The sequence below is a fragment of the Rapidithrix thailandica genome (assembly GCF_039710355.1).
GTDB lineage: Bacteria > Bacteroidota > Bacteroidia > Cytophagales > Flammeovirgaceae > Rapidithrix > Rapidithrix thailandica.
Window position 1 is genome coordinate 506984 of sequence record NZ_JBDKWZ010000002.1, and the last position, 15412, is coordinate 522395.

At 43.2% G+C, this 15412-nt stretch carries 13 protein-coding genes; 7 read left to right on the forward strand and 6 right to left on the reverse strand.

Going from position 1 to position 15412, the window contains the following annotated elements; all coding sequences use genetic code 11:
- Window positions 1-136: 136 nt before the first annotated feature.
- Window positions 137-706, reverse strand: coding sequence for a tyrosine-type recombinase/integrase (locus AAG747_RS05540; RefSeq protein ID WP_346820141.1), 570 nt, complete (start codon window positions 704-706; stop codon window positions 137-139).
- A gap of 247 nt (window positions 707-953) precedes the next feature.
- On the opposite strand from AAG747_RS05540, the gene AAG747_RS05545 reads away from it, so the two are divergent.
- Window positions 954-1103 carry a hypothetical protein gene (locus AAG747_RS05545; protein WP_346820142.1) on the forward strand — a complete coding sequence of 50 codons (150 nt, stop codon included), beginning with the start codon at window positions 954-956 and terminating at the stop codon, window positions 1101-1103.
- Window positions 1104-1278: 175 nt separating this feature from the next.
- On the opposite strand, the gene AAG747_RS05550 is transcribed toward AAG747_RS05545, so the two are convergent.
- Window positions 1279-1536, reverse strand: coding sequence for a hypothetical protein (locus tag AAG747_RS05550; protein WP_346820143.1), 258 nt, complete (start codon window positions 1534-1536; stop codon window positions 1279-1281).
- Window positions 1537-1894: 358 nt separating this feature from the next.
- On the opposite strand from AAG747_RS05550, the gene AAG747_RS05555 reads away from it, so the two are divergent.
- Both AAG747_RS05555 and AAG747_RS05560 read left to right on the forward strand, forming a co-directional pair.
- Window positions 1895-3379, forward strand: coding sequence for a hypothetical protein (locus tag AAG747_RS05555; protein WP_346820144.1), 1485 nt, complete (start codon window positions 1895-1897; stop codon window positions 3377-3379).
- Window positions 3376-3933 (forward strand): hypothetical protein, encoded by a 558-nt coding sequence (locus AAG747_RS05560; RefSeq protein WP_346820145.1) that lies wholly within the window; start codon window positions 3376-3378, stop codon window positions 3931-3933. Before AAG747_RS05555 ends, AAG747_RS05560 begins: the two co-directional genes overlap by 4 nt.
- Before the next feature lie 2 nt (window positions 3934-3935).
- On the opposite strand, the gene tssD is transcribed toward AAG747_RS05560, so the two are convergent.
- Window positions 3936-4631, reverse strand: coding sequence for a type VI secretion system tube protein TssD (tssD, locus tag AAG747_RS05565; protein ID WP_346820146.1), 696 nt, complete (start codon window positions 4629-4631; stop codon window positions 3936-3938).
- Between the two features lie 490 nt (window positions 4632-5121).
- Between tssD and AAG747_RS05570 the strand changes: the two genes are divergently transcribed.
- Complete coding sequence (locus AAG747_RS05570; protein WP_346820147.1) at window positions 5122-5580, forward strand: JAB domain-containing protein; 459 nt, start codon at window positions 5122-5124, stop codon at window positions 5578-5580.
- A 75-nt stretch (window positions 5581-5655) separates the two neighbouring features.
- Here the strand turns inward: AAG747_RS05570 and AAG747_RS05575 are convergent, their stop codons facing one another.
- The 3 genes from AAG747_RS05575 to AAG747_RS05585 all read right to left on the reverse strand — a co-directional run bounded on the left by AAG747_RS05575 (window position 5656) and on the right by AAG747_RS05585 (window position 11492).
- A complete protein-coding gene (locus tag AAG747_RS05575; protein WP_346820148.1) occupies window positions 5656-6996 on the reverse strand; it encodes a RagB/SusD family nutrient uptake outer membrane protein in 1341 nt (446 codons plus the stop codon).
- Window positions 6997-7007: 11 nt separating this feature from the next.
- Window positions 7008-10154, reverse strand: coding sequence for a SusC/RagA family TonB-linked outer membrane protein (locus tag AAG747_RS05580; protein ID WP_346820149.1), 3147 nt, complete (start codon window positions 10152-10154; stop codon window positions 7008-7010).
- 87 nt (window positions 10155-10241) lie between these two features.
- Window positions 10242-11492: a redoxin domain-containing protein gene (locus AAG747_RS05585; protein ID WP_346820150.1), complete on the reverse strand. Its 1251-nt coding sequence runs from the start codon at window positions 11490-11492 to the stop codon at window positions 10242-10244.
- A 309-nt stretch (window positions 11493-11801) separates the two neighbouring features.
- On the opposite strand from AAG747_RS05585, the gene AAG747_RS05590 reads away from it, so the two are divergent.
- From AAG747_RS05590 to AAG747_RS05600, 3 genes are all read left to right on the forward strand, one after another.
- Window positions 11802-12188, forward strand: coding sequence for a helix-turn-helix domain-containing protein (locus tag AAG747_RS05590; RefSeq protein ID WP_346820151.1), 387 nt, complete (start codon window positions 11802-11804; stop codon window positions 12186-12188).
- Window positions 12189-12463: 275 nt separating this feature from the next.
- On the forward strand, window positions 12464-12889 hold the full coding sequence (locus AAG747_RS05595) for a DUF6943 family protein (RefSeq protein WP_346820152.1): 426 nt from the start codon (window positions 12464-12466) through the stop codon (window positions 12887-12889).
- A 145-nt stretch (window positions 12890-13034) separates the two neighbouring features.
- Window positions 13035-14876 carry an RICIN domain-containing protein gene (locus AAG747_RS05600; protein WP_346820153.1) on the forward strand — a complete coding sequence of 614 codons (1842 nt, stop codon included), beginning with the start codon at window positions 13035-13037 and terminating at the stop codon, window positions 14874-14876.
- The last annotated feature ends 536 nt before the right edge of the window (window positions 14877-15412 follow it).

Sequence of the window (15412 nt, forward strand, 5' to 3'; positions counted from 1 at the left end):
TAAAAAGCAAATCGTTAACAAATATTATTCTACACATCTGGTAATTTCGTTCGAAATCCACGCATTTTATTCAATAGTTTCAGTTGTTTTTCTCATGTATATCCAATTCTCTCTTTTTCTATAAAATCTCCAATTTTCATCTCCTCCACATTTTATTGGCAATATCCCTTTCCTCTTTCCCTACGGCATTGGCATAAATAGCGGTGGTTTTGAGTTCCGCATGACCTAACCACTTTTGCACCATGTTTAAGGGTATTTCACAGTCGGCAATGGCATAGACTCCAAAGCCATGTCTTAAACCTTTGGCTGTGGCCTGTGGCCCTTGGATTTTGGCTGTGGCCATGATCTCTTTGATCTTTCGCCAGCCTGTCATCCGGGTAAACTTCCAGAGCCGGGCGTTTTTGTTTTTTGTCTCTCGCAAGGCATGCACCAAGTTCAATGATTCAATCAAACGCTCCGGAACCGGGATGCTCCGGAAGACTCCCTTTTTCCTTTTCTTCAAAGACTCAATTCCAATAGAATGATTCTCCAGGTCGATATGTCTGACCTGAAGATTCAAAGCTTCGGAGAGGCGGCATCCAGTGTATAAAAGCACCAGGGCAAAGGTCATCGTTTCCCGGTCCTGTTGTTTGGAAACCTGTTCAAAGCGTTGTCGCTCGGAAGCGGTCAAATACAGGCGTTCTCCCTTGTCAGAATACAGTTTCATTTCACTCATGTTACAAAATTACTGTATAATGTATCAAGATTCAACACTTTGTCGGGCTATTCTCCCGGAAATCCGGGGGAAGTGTGTACAAAAATGTTACACTATTGTCAATAGTGTAACATTGAGGCTTTCCACATTAGTAAATTCTATGAAAAACAACTATTATTAGGTATAATAAAACAAGGTTTTGAAAAAACTTGGGTAAATTAGGATAAAAATATTTTTGTTTAATCATTAATCTTTTATCATGCCAGTAAAACACAAACCAACAGGAGAAGTCCATAAAGGTCAAAAAGGTGGAACTACAGGATGTGGTTTTGACACTAAAGAACATTCAGATCATTGGGTGAATACAAGTGAAAAAATCACCTGTGATAAGAATGGTTGTAAAAATTAAGTTAGGACAATTGACTCCTAAATGATGTATAAGTAGTACAATTGGCAGAAAGAGAGTTTACAAAATATACAACTTATACATATCTTATTTCTAATAACGGTACAGGCTCATCTGTACTTGAAGATTTGGCTATACAAATAAAAGGCCACCATCAAACAATGGTGGCCTTTCTATTTTATTCTTCAATGATTAGCTTTCTGATATTTTTGCTAAATTCATTTGTGGTGAAGACTTCAAACCGTTTGATATATTTTCCTATTTCTGAATAAGGAATTTCTACCTGATGAGCTGTCACCTCTACTTCCCCGTTATTTTTCACTATTTCTTTTTTAATATCCTCAAAGGAAGAGCCATATTTTTTTGTATCCAGGGTATAGATAGTAGTACTAATTTTCTCTCCGTTAATGGTGTGTTCTGAAAATTTCAATCCCATAGGAAAGTGTTTTTCAGTATCAATATCATAATCTTTACATATTTTCCTAACGTGGTCACCATCATGAAAATCAATGGCTGCTAATCCTTGATAATCATCCTATTGTGTACTTGCATGCTCTTTTAAAAAGTTCATAATTTCAAGTTTAGAATGGTTTAACTTACTTCTTAAAGATTTGATAGATTCTTATAAAATCCTTACAAATATATTTATTACCTCTTACTAGGTAACTAGATTTAGAGGAATGTTTTCTACATTTGGCCCTGCTGATCCTCAAAAATTACCTTTTCATCTTGGTTAAAGACTATTGGGGACAGGCTACTAGCAACACAGCACTTTAAACCTCAAATCCACAACTATGATTACAATATCAGAATCAGGTAATCCGAAAAACTCCATCCAAATTCCTGCACTCAAAAGACCTTCAAGCCTCAAGCGCTTTCTGGTACACTTTAGAAGACCCTCCGATTATGAGAACAATAATGTGACAAAAGAGTATGGTTTTGATTGGTTACGGGATGAATATATTTATCCGATTGAAACTGTAAATAGGAGAACCACTCCCTTATGTACGGATGTAGAACGGCTAAAGGGTGAATATTCAAGAGACGTAACAGACCCTATTCGCCCCTATGAGGTTGATTACTATCCGGCCTGGTTAAGTCTCAAAGAAGGGAAGGAAGCTACATTGGACTTGGAGTTGGAAGCATTGGAAGAGCTAGCAGAAGATGCTACTGCTCTTATTTTTGAGAGCAGTACCCCTCACCTACAAATAGAGCCTGCCCAAATCAATTTATCTGAGATCCTACAAACAGGGAGGCAGACGAAAAACTTAGGGCAAACAACAAGGGACTACTATTTAGGAAATAATACCATCACCATCACTTGTACGGGAGGAACCTTTGCAGAGCACCAACAAATCAAGGTATTTGCCCAAAGTGGAGCACAAAGGGAAGAGGTAGGAAAGCTTATGATTTATCATAACCAGGATATTTACAGGTTGAATGCGAGGTTTGTACAAGTAAATTTCAAAGGTTCAATTCATATGCCTTCAAGAAAGGTTGATGGCATGGATATAGAAAGTAAGTTAAATTTTTCTGAAAATACAGTAGAAATAAACGTAATAAATAGTCCGTCTTTAAATCCTCCAGTTGATCCAATTGGCATGGAAACAACCATTTCCAATTGGAAAAGATATGTAGAAGATACTGAAGAAAAAGCCAAACAGAAGTTTATTCAAGCCTTAATTGAATATGTTCCCATTAAGAAAAATCAAAGAAAATATGACTATAGGAAAATAAATGTAGATTTTAAAAAATTTAAAATAGGTGATAATATTGAAGAAGGCCCTGGAATTAACCGAATTAAACGGTCTATTACAGAAATTGATGCAGATGGAATAGTTTGTAATATGAGAGAATTCTTACTTGGGTTGCGAGAGATTTATGAAGAAGAATATACATCCGAACCTGGGGTGGCATTTTTTTTAATGCCCACAGTGATAAGATACCCTAAAAACCCAAGTGACATTGACACACGGATAAAACACCTTGATGGCTTTGCAGAAGATATATTTAGTACGGGCAGGTATGTAATGTTAGCACGTCACCATAAACATTTTAGAGAAATGACCTTAGTACATGAAGCGGCTCACAATATGGGATTGGTTCATTCCTTTCAGGTAGCTACCGAAGAAGAGGGGATAACAATTGTGCCTGAACATACTTTTGTTAATGGTACTACTGAAAATATTATGGATTATAGTTTAAATACCTTTAGCTTTTGGAAGTACCAATGGGACAAACTACGACAAGACAATCACGATTTAGAACTGATACGATGAAACAATTTTTGATCATACCTCTGTTATTCGTATCCTTTTTGAGTTTTGGGCAAGATCCACCCAAAGGGGATACCTTAGTTATACACCTTGATACAGAGACTTATACAAAGACTAGAACCATTGAGTATAAAGACCCAAGGCGATTTCCTGTTACTTATGAGTATCTTGTTGACAATCGAAATGATCAACCCTTAACAGGTTTATATAAGGTGATTACCGGTCCAAATTCTTTCTACTATTGTAAATATAAAAATGGGGTGGAAGCAAATGAGGGTATCAATTTTATTGAGTATCACCAGTATGGGAAGTTAGTTCGATTAGATTTTAAGAGTTATGCAATTCTGGGTAGCAAATACTTATCAGTCCCTCATTATTCTTGTGATAAAAAAATTAAGGGTTTTTTCAAAGAGGTAACATCTGATGCTATTCTTCAAAAAGTAGTCATAAAACAAAAAATCAAAAAGGATACAGTATATTGGATTATAAAAGGATCCTCTTACAAAAAACCATATAAACTTCCCTTTGAAAAACACCGACTGAAGGGGTGTTTTTAACTTCAGGTTTCTTGTTCATCGATGATTTCTAACTCAAGTGTGGTTTTGTCACCTATAACGGATACATCTTTCAATATATCATTTTCCAGCTTTTTCCCTTGATAGTTGAAATCGTGATTGCGATCGGTTAAATCAATTTCTAATGATTTTCCATCGCCATTCTTTGTATGGATCACCAGGTAGGCCGTACCCTTTTCCAGTTCCGTGATTTTCTTTCGCTCTTTATTTTCAAAATGAGCGGAAAGTACTTCAAAGTTTTCTTCTTTTTGTAGGGTCGTTACGGGTGTATCCTGTGCACTTAAGTCGGTTTCCTTCCAGTAGTGATCCAGGATTTTATGTCCTCCATCGTAAAGTAGGGCCGGAGAGAGTTTAATTTGGGTGGTCATGGGTTTGCCATTCACCCCGTTGAAATGGTTTTTGAAAAAGACGCAATGTACATCGAAGAGTTCAAACACCCGGCTTTTGCTGTCCCGGGTAACCGGGGAAACGACAATCCTTACTTTTTTGACCATATCCATCCCCACAGACCAGGCGAAAAAGCTTTGGTCGGAAGTGGTTTCAAAGGTAATGTCGAACAGGGTTCCGTTGGGTCTGCCCATGGGTTTCCCACGTTCGTCTACCGAGCGGGTAAAGCGGAATTTGAAATCAAGAATGTTTACGACTTTGTCCTCAATGTATAGTTTAGCAATTAAGCTCATGGTATAATAAAGTTATTTGGTTTGTCAATGATGCTCAATATTGTCCTTTGGTAGTAAAGGAGGCCAAACGTAGAAAACATTTTCCTAAATACACCGAGTAAGGGGTAAATCAAAAAGAGCTAAAAGGAGTGTAGAATTACCTGTAAAAGAGAAATAACGGTACAGACCCATCTGTACTTGTAGATATGACCTCCATAATGAGGGCGGCATAGAGGCTTACCCCGTGATGATGAGGAGCCATTCAATACCCTCCCCAAAAAGAAAAAAGGTAGGCCCTTAGTTTATTTTCCCTCCCTACTCCCACGCACACAATCAATCAATATGATCGCAAGTTAGGCGGATAGACTGCAACAGAGGCCAAGGAACTACGGCATAAACCCTGCAACGTCTTTTTCGCAAGCCATTTATTCCGTTCCTCCTTGGCCCAGTTCATCCTTCCCCCTGAGATGGGTCCCATCCATTTATTTTTTACCTCAAACCCTTTCTTACCATGGTACCGAATGCTCAATTCCAAATCGCTGAAATCCAGGTGTCGTATAATCCTCCAGTAGCAGTTTGCCAACGCCCTCAGATCTGTAGTTCTCAAGAGGCTTACCAGATTTTTCTGGATAGCTGGGACGCAGGAAAGCTTGAACTCCTCGAACAATTCAAAATCCTCTTGCTCAACCGGGCCAACCGGGTGTTGGGACTCTACGAAGTTTCTTCCGGGGGAATCTCCGAAACCACTGCCGATCCCAAACTTATCTTTAGTGTGGCATTGAAGGCTGCAGCTTCGTCACTGGTTCTTTGCCACAATCATCCTTCAGGCAATCTCAAACCCAGCCAGGACGATCTGCACCTGACCCAAAAATTCAAAGCAGCCGGACAACTACTGGGCATTGTTGTTCTGGACCATGTCATCCTCACCCGTGAAGGCTATTATTCCTTTGCAGACGAAGGGGCCCTCTAAGGCCCTTTTTTTGTTCCTTCTTACTGCCCTTCCCCGTTATACCGGCCCTTTACTTGTTTGGATTGTAGGTTTGGTTTACTTTCTGGAGTTTTGTTCGATACCGCTGAGTTGTATTTCCTGTTCGGGAATGGAAAACACATAACGGGGGTCTTCCGGAGGCAGGGTGTAGTGTTCACCTTCCAGTGTCCGTTCCAGGGTGAGGGCAAAACGGGGATCCTGGTTCAGCCTTCGCAAGTCCTGCCAACGGATACCCCGGAATACCAATTGTTTTCTCCGTTCTTCCAGAATGCGGCTTAACAGTGCTTCCGGTTCCGCTTCGGTGATAGGGACAAAATCTTCCGGTCTCCACCGGCTTTGCAACAGTTCATTCAGCTCTTTTAAGGCTCCGGCGATATCCCCGGTCCGTACTTTGGACTCGGCACTGATGAAAAAGACTTCATCGGTGGCCAGTCCGCCAAATAAATAAAAGTTGCCCGTGTAGGAGCCCTTAAACAAGTATCCCTCCTCCCCTTCTTTAAAAAACAGGCTTTTGCGCAAATCCCCATCCGTATACTCTTGATACAATAAAGAGTCCACATACACTTGGCTGGAAATGGTAAACATATACGAGGTCAATACCGCTTCAAAAACCACTTCAGGGTTGTCCGAAGGAAAAGGGCGGGACTGGGAGGTGTCTAGTTCCGTATAGTCCAACAGTTCCCGTTGCTCTTGTAAAAACTTCCTGGCATAGTCTAAGGCCTGGGAATAGTTTTCCATGATGAGGTATACCCGGGCCAGCAAGGCCCAGACGGCCAGGCGGCTGGGCCGGGTTTTGTACGGACTTGTCAAGGGAAGCAGATTTTCAGCCTTTTCCAGGTCCTGGATGATTTGGGAGAACGTGTCTTCCAGGCTGGCCCTACGGACTGCTTTTTTGACATCGGCCGAAAGCCGCAAGGGGATTCCCAAGGCCTGGTCTTGCCCGTAGGGAGCGGAAAAGAGCTGGGCCAGTTGGAAAAACGCATGGGCACGGTAAAAAAGGGCGGAGCCTTGTAAGACCTCCCATTGAGCGTTGTTGGTTTGCGTTACGGGGATATCCGTCAACGCTTCCAATACCACATTGCTATAGAATACCTGTTGGTAAGGTTTGTCCCAATCGTTAATGGGTTCTCCTTCATAGAGTTCCACCGCCCAGTGATAAGCGTTGCGTTCGGCCGGGTGGATAAAAGCCCGGTAGCCTTCTTGGGTGGTATAGAGTTCATCAGAGGCAATCAAACCCAAGGCAGGCACTTCGTTCATCAAGGTCAGGTCGTGATCTAACAGGGCTTGTAAGTCCTCCAAGGTGGAGGGTACCACCAGGGACTGATCCGGCTTTTTCTCCAAAAACCCTTGCTGGCAGGAGACAAGCAATACAAGTAAAAAGGGAAAATATATTTTCATGATCATAAAATTTAAAATTCCAGTTGAAAGCCTAAGGACAGGGAGCGTTGGGGTTTGGTTTGCCGGTAGTCCGGGTCCAGGGGAGTACCGGTAGCTTTCCAAAGAATGCCCAAATGGTTGGCATAGAGATATACTTTGGCTTTGTGAAAAGGCAGTTTTTCTATAGGAAGTTGGTATTCCAGCCGGATATCCTGTAAACGGAGGTGATCCCCTTTTTCTACCAATGCTTCAGAGTACAAATAGAGTTGGTCCCGGTTGGTATTTTTTCTCTCTGGTAGCGAGGGCACCTGGGTAAACGTTTCATCCCCCGGTTGCTGCCAGCGTTTCCTATAATCTCCATGTTCGACATTTCCCGATAACAGGTTGTTATACCGGATGGAGTTTTTACGGAAGTAATAACCCAAACGGTAGGTGAGATTGATCGAGAGACTCAGGCCTTTGAAGGAAAAGGTATTGCGAAATGCGCCAAAACACACCGGTCTAGCCGGGCCCTGATAGACCATCGTTTCCAAGTTGGTGGCATTCAGCACGGCCGCATAGTCCGTACTGGCTTGTCCTTCCAGATAGCCTCTCGGGTCTCCGGTTTGTGGATCCAGTCCGGCCCACCGGTAACTGTATATCCCGTACAGGGGCTTGCCTTCCAAGGGGTAAAGCCCGGTCGCTCCCGATTGGATATAGTTTTTCGCCAGGGCCGGAACCTCGTAACGGCTTACTTTCTCTTTGATCCAACTGAAAAGCCAATTCGTTTGCCATTGGAAAGCGCCTTTCAGATTAAGCGTTTTTACTTTCAGATCGATTCCCTGACCGAAGGTAGAAGCCGAATTCCCTCTGAAATGATTCATGCCGGAAGATGGAGGCAGGGGTTGCTGACCGATCAGGTCCATTCCCCATTTGGCAAAGTACTCCACCGAACCGGAGAGTCGGTTTCCCCGGGTGGCAAAGTCCAGTCCTGCGTTCAGGATTCTGACCCGTTCCCATCGCAAATCGGGATTGGGAGGGTTGGCGATAACGGCATAGGGCAGTTGGTAGCGCACATTGCTACCAAAACGGGTGGCCGTGGTGTACGCGGAGACAGAGCGGTCCAGGTTGCCGTTATAGCCATAGGTGAGCCGCAATTTTAATAAATCCAAAGGTTTCATAAAGGCTTCTTCACTCAGGGTCCAGGCCAGTCCGGCCGACCAAAGGGGGACTCCTTTTTGGTTGGCACGAACGCCAAAGAGGTTGGAAGCGTCTTTCCGGACACTGGCAGAAAAAGTATACCGGTCCCGGAATGTGTAAGAGGCATTGGCATAAGAAGATAAAAAGCGGTCGGTGAGTAAAGATACCCCGTCCCGGTGCGGAATCCGGGCTTTGGAAGCCGGATAATGGTAGCGGGGAAAACGGCTCTGGTAGTCCACCGGTTGATGCGTGGTCAATTCCGGATCGTACCCGTAGAGGCGCTGAACCGTGCTTTGATGAACCTGTTCCCGCACTTCATACCCGGCTAACAGGGAGAGCTGATGTTGTTTCCAGTTCTTTTCATAAGTCAGTTGAAAGCGAAGGTTTTGGGAAATGGTTTTTTGAAACCGCTGGTCCAGGATACCGCCCAAAGGGATATGCCGTTGCAGTTCCCCGTCCTTGCCCCTTTCGGTATACTGATTGATCAGGTCCCGGGTATAATAGGAGGCCAAAGGATGGAGTTGTTCTTCCGTTTTATCGCTGGAAAAATACTGACTTAAAACCGATGCTTTCAAGCCGCCTGGAAAAAGGTACTGTAAGCCTCCGGTAAGCCGCAGGTCCGTGGCCCGGATGCTATGAGGGCTTGCCGAAAGTTCGTCCAAGGGCCGGTAATGCCAATCCAACAGCCCTTGGTTACTTGCCTGTTCCACAAAGCCTTTCCGGTAGTCGCGGATCACTCCGTCCTGCAAACGGGCATAGGGATAGACCGGGGCATTGGCCGATAGCCGTACCGAACCCGGTCCGGGGTTGTCGAGTTGCCATTGGGACTGGACCCCGTAGACACCTAGGGAAATTTCCAGTTTTTGATTCAAGACATGCCAGGTATTGCGGGCCGAAAGGCTATAGCGTTCCCGGCTGTTTTCTTGTAAACTCTCCAGGTTGTTATCCAGCCCCAGGGAGATAAAATAACGGTAAAGGCTTGTCCCTCCCCTGAGCTGTAAGGCGTATTGCTGTTGCAAAGCCGGGCGGTAAAAGTACCGTTCAAAATCCTTTCTCACTTCGTTACGGGTTAACTTCTCCCATTCCTCTTCCAGGGCTTCTTTGGATAACTTCCCCTCCCGTTGGGCAATCAACAATTCCACACCCGGAGTCAGCGGTGTACGTCTCGGGGAGTTTTCTGCGCTTTTGTAAAAGCCCCGGGTAAAAAGCCATTGTTCCATATCCAGGAACTCTTCGCTGGACATCCGGGAGGGATAAAACAAGTCCGGCTTTTCTATTACGGTCAGGTGGGACGTCAGTGAAAAGCGGGGTTTGGGCTGAACCTTTCCTTTCCGGGTGGTAATGACCACTACCCCGTTACCGGCTCTGGCTCCCCAGATAGAAGCGGCCGCGGCATCTTTCAACACCGTGATACTCTCCACATCGTTGGGATTCAGGCTGGAAAGGTCTCCTTCATAAGGAAAATTATCAACCACAATCAAAGGACGGGCATTCGCCGACAAGGTACTTCTTCCCCGGATACTGAAGTCCCTTTCCCTACCCTCCCGGTGAAACACCAGTCCCGGGCTGATATCTTCCATACGGCTGAGGATTCCGGTACTGACCCTGCGGTTCAACTGCTCCCGGTCGAGCCGTTCAAAAGAACCGGTGGCCCGTTCCCGGGACAACTGTTGGTAACCGGTAGAATAAACAGTTACCTCTTTCAACTGGGCGGCTTTTTCCGGTAAGGATACCTGCAACTGGGTCCTTCCGTTCAAGGCTACGCTTTCACGTTCATATCCTACAATGGAAAACAACAAGGTGTCAGAAGGCCGGGCCAAAAGGGAAAAACTGCCGTCCAGTCCGGAAACCGTTCCCTGAAGTGAGCCTTTGATCAGGATATTCACCCCGGGCAGGGGTTCTTTATCCACCCGGGAAAACACTTTTCCGGTGACGCTTTCCTGCGCCTGGCAAAAACCGGAAAACAACAAGGTTATAAAAAGTAAAAATCGCTGTATCATGGTAAAAATTGACTGATGATAAATTATGGGTACTGAATATGAAAAAAATAGTCAGTTGTAAGCGGTGAAGGTCGTTAGTTGCAAGGATCATTTAGTCATAATGATGAGTACCTCTATTTCTTCTTGTTTCTTGACCAAATCCAAGCCGTACGGGGCCAAAGCCTTCTGTAATTCTTCTACTTTACTTAATGAAGCGTCCAGTGCCAGGTCTACTTTGCCGGAATAGCCTGTCCGGTCGATAACGGGGTAAGGCAAATGCTGCAAGTACACCGTAGACAATTGAGCCACCAACCGCTTGAGACTCGTATTGACCATGCGGGCACGGAAGGCGGAAAAGGAAGCCGAAGGGTTCCCTCCTTTGCTTTGGAAATTGTCCTCCTTTGTGGTGCGGATCAGGGCCAGACAAGGTTGCATCCGTTTTTCCACCCGTACTTTATATTGGGGAAAGAAGCGGTGCAAGTCTTTCTGCATTAAGACAAAGGCCTCTTTTGCCAAAGCGGGCGGCAGGATCAATTCGTAACAATACCCGTGTTTTTCCAGCCATTGGTGATAGGCCTGGCCGCTTTTCTTGGAAAGTAAGGCAGCACTGTCTGCTACGTCCAAAAAGATACGGTTGGCGGTAAAGTTGCGTTTGCCTTCACTGTACGCCAAGGCAAATAAATCCACCAAAGAACAGTTCAAGGCCGTGATTCTTGTAAGATCGCGGTCGCCCGGGTTCCGGAAAAGGTCATAGCGGCTGGGCAATCCCGCCACATAGCCGCTAATGACCGATTGGAACAGAACACTTCCGGAAAGCCCTTGTTGAAAGAAGGGTTCCTGGTAGTGATAATCGACCCATCTGTCCTGTTTGGTAGTTCTAATCAAGGCACTGTCCAGAAAACGCTGGAGATGTGCTCCTGTAATTTCTTGATGCCCGGTAAAGGCGGCCACTTTGCCTTGGGGATCGATCCAGACATAGTGGGGCAATTCCCGGTGGGGAAAAAGCCGGTGCAACACAGAATCCCCTGTTACAAAAGGTAAATTCATTGCAGGAAGCCGGGAGAGCAGCCGTTGTACCGTTTCGGCTTTCTGGTAGGTAACGGGGAGAAATTGTACCTTGTCCCGGAAGGCCTGTTGCAGGGAATCGGTTTTGGGCAGCATCCGGATACAGGGACTGCACCAGGTGGCCCAGAAATCCAATATTAAAAGTTTGCCCCGGAAATCGGAAGTCCGGACGGTATCCCTTAGGGTTTGCGGTAAAACAAGACCGGGAAGTTCATCCCCGATAGCTAAGGGGGCTTGGGCGTTGACCTTTGCCCAAAGGCATAGCAAAGCCAGGACACATACTATTGCTTTCATGTGAAAAATAAGGTTAAGGTGGAAAGATGGGTAAAATAGGGTATGGCTGATAAAAATCAGCTGGGAGGACGGTGGCAATGCAGCCAGATATGGAAGGCGTGGGGCATGATGGATTCCTGTTCAGATAAAAATTTGTTTTGTCGGACAAAAAAAGGGATTAGATTTGTGGTACCGAACCACAGGCGTGGTAAATTACCCTGATAAGGATGTTTTTTACCCCTGAAATTTTTCGTATCTTATAAGAAAGAAGTAATTTCAAAGAAAGATTTCAACCAGTAAAAAACGGTACATTTATAAAACAAAATAACAATGACTGAAACTGCACATATAGGAAGGAAAATCAGCCGCATCCGGGAATTGCGGGGGATGAAACAGGAAACGATGGCCGAAGAGCTGGGGCTCAGCCAGCAAAAAATCTCCAAAATCGAACAGAGTGAAACCGTGGATGAGGAAACTTTGGAGAAAGTAGCCAAGGCTTTGGGTATGAGCCCTGAAGCAATTGAAAAATTCAATGAAGAAGCCGTAATCAATATTATTTCCAACACATTTACTGATTTCAAAGATAATTCGTCAGGTATAAATCAGAATTGTGATTTGAATTTCAACCCAATAGATAAAATAGTAGAGCTGTACGAACGCCTGCTCGCCAGTGAACGGGAGAAAAATGAGTTGTTGAAGAAGAATACAAAAGCTTAGTCAATCGTAAGGATTTAATCCCAGGCATTTTCCAAAAAAACAATAAAAAAGAGAACGCTAAGATAGGCGGATGCACACTTACGGACCTTCAAGGTTGTTCCTTTCGGTTTTGAAAGAAATCTCCATCCTGCGGATTGTATTTATTTCAAAAAACCTGACCGTCCTGCCACATCCTCCTGTGGATGAGCTTTCTCTTTTATTTTTTTCCTTTTTCTTTTCTCTTTTGAAAATGACTGCGCGAAGCGGAGTGAGCAACACTTTAAACCGCTCGCTCTATGAAAACCTTCCAACTCAAAACTTACCGCCCCAAGACAAGTTATGCCCAAGCCCGTTTTTTCATTTTAAGCAAGGGGATGAACAGTGGAAAACCGTTGAAGGAACCCTGTCCGAATTGTTTTGTATGCCTCACTCCTACGGAAAAGGACAGGGAATATTGGTACTGGCTCTGCTTAGGCTTATGGCATGGCCGGGTTTTTCACTATTACCTGCGCGGCTCCGTGATTCCTTTTATCACCCTGGGCGAGTTAAAAGAATGTCTTCAGGAAAACGAAAGGAGAATTCGTTGCCAAAACCCTACACTCGAAAAGTATATCCAAGCCTTAAAACTTTTAGAAGTACAAGAACAAAAAGCAAAGGGTACCTTGGAAATGATTGATACCGCCCGGCAAGCCCTTTTTTATAAGATGATGAGGGTGAAATAGCCTGCAAAAAAAAGCAAGTAACTGGTTGTGATTACATAAATATATAAGTATTTTAAGGTATAAATAAATACTAGCATTTGTGCGGCTGGATACATCCATATGGTCTGCATCTGTAAACTATTGACACAGCATAAACGAAGAAATCATGAAAGCTAAGAAAACTTCAATCATTGCACTGGTAGTCCTGATACTTTTATTTCCAGGTGGATTATTTTGCCAAAATTATGAACCATACCTCCAAAAATATGTCCATTCCACAGTTTCCTTAAACGATGAAAAATTAGCTCTCTTACAGTCAAAATATACCCTAATCTCTCAGAATATAAACAGTCTTGTCACGCAATTAGAGGCGGACTTTGGCTATTATTTTTCAGTTCCGGAAGTACTTATAGCAGGAGGGGTCGGCACTCAAACCGCAATCAACGGACTGGGTTCAAGTGAAGGTTCTGACATAGACCTTAATATCCTGGTCAGGAAAGGCCCGTTTAATAATCAGCTCCCTTTATATATTTGGAATGCTGAGAACTTTAAGAAACGGGTGATGGCTTGGCTAAAGAACTACTTTCCAGAGCCTCAATATCAATATGCAATGAAAGATCCTGTCATAGAGATTTCTTCTTCCACCGTTTTGCCATCCGGTCAAACGTTTAATTACCATATAGATGTCGCCAGCTTTAATAAAATTAATACCACCCAACAGTGCACACCCGACTGTGCAGAGTTAGCCATCTGGTCACCGCAAACTTCCCCCTCGTTTTTAATGACCAGATCATACTCCTTCTCTAATGATTTTACCAGTTATTTTCAGCAATATCAACAAGCCTTCTCGGTAGCAAAGATTTTGAAATACTGGAACAAAACATTAGTGGATTCAAATCCGGATGATACGCCTCCTTCCATCGCTTATTTAATAACGGATAAGAAATATTATAACCGAAACCTGACCCCTCCCAATATCACTTTGAGAAATTTAATCGAAGTTACTGACAGTATTCAAGATAAAGTATTTATTGATGGGTGTTCAACGGTTCAGAATGTTCATATTTATGTGCCTTTTTATCAAAGTTCGGCAAATGATGTATTAAGAAAAATGAGTAATGCCGCAAAGTCGCGCTTTTGTGATTCTGTGCATCATCTTTTACTATATCTTGATTCAGCCTTGGCAGCTCCATCGGAGAAGCAAGGATTGCAATATTTATCAAGTGTATTGCCAAATTTTAATGCCTTCCCAAACGGAACCTACACGATAAAGAATGCAGGGAGTAATAAGTATATGGAAATATTAGGAAATAGTTCGGCTTGGGGAGCGGATTTAATAACGGGGTCTTATCATGGCAGTGATAATCAAAAATTTACGGTAGAATATGTTGGTAATGACCTGCATGGAGATTATTACAAAATCATGGCGGTGAATAGTAGTTTGTACCTGGATGTGTATGAGGGAAGTACAGCAAGCGGCCAAAAAATTATTCAATGGCCTTATTCCGGAAGTGATAATCAGCTTTGGTATATCCAATACACCGGCTTACAATCCAGTGATGAAGTTGCTTATACAATCGTGAGCAAGCGGAGTAATTTGTACTTGGATGGAACCAATCAAACTGTTGTTCAAGCCAACTATAATGGTACAAATGACAATCAATCCTGGATATTTAATGACATTCTCTCTTCCTCTAAAAAGACGCTTACTTCTTATAAATTTGCACAGGAACATGGCGCTACTGACCAACAAATAGATGCTCTGAATATATCCCCCAATCCCAATACCGGATTATTCGAGATTACGGTTCAAACAAATGAAAGCCAGCAACTAGGTATACAAATAGTCAACATGATGGGAGTAGAAATATACAAGACCGATAGAAATTGTATTCAAGGAACCCATAGGATAAAAATTGATCTAAAGAACATACCGTCCGGGATATATAATGTAGTTGTTTATACAAATACAGATAAAATAGCCAAAAGGATCATGGTTGCTCATTAGTAAGACTATAATCAAGGATGTCAAATAGTTGAAGGTTGTCCGACTTGAGGTTGTGGGGAACTTGTTCAGGTTTAACAACTTAAATTCCCACAACCCTTTCATTAGTAGTTGGTTCGGGCTTTACTTGAAAAAACGACTTCTATTAAAGGAGGAGGTAAGGTAAATTTTGGGACTCTGATCAAGAGAAGATTGTGTAGGGTTCTCTTCTTTTGCTTCCAATGGATATAATTGTATTTGACCGTTTTTTTAAGTATTTGATAATTTTTCCAATGCCATACCATCATTTTATACTCTGATTCATAGGCTGTTTCAAATCTCTCCAGATACGTTTTATACTGGTATCTGTAAGACTGTTACTTGCTAGGACTTTTCAACTTTTTATTGAATTGAGAAAGCTGTGTTTTAAGGTGGGGGAACAAAAACCCTCCTCACCTCCTTAACAATCCCCCTACCCAAAGTTTCTTACTAAAAAAACACCCTAATCGGTTGTATTATTCAAAGGTATAACTATATTTGGGGAGATAGAATACAAGTCT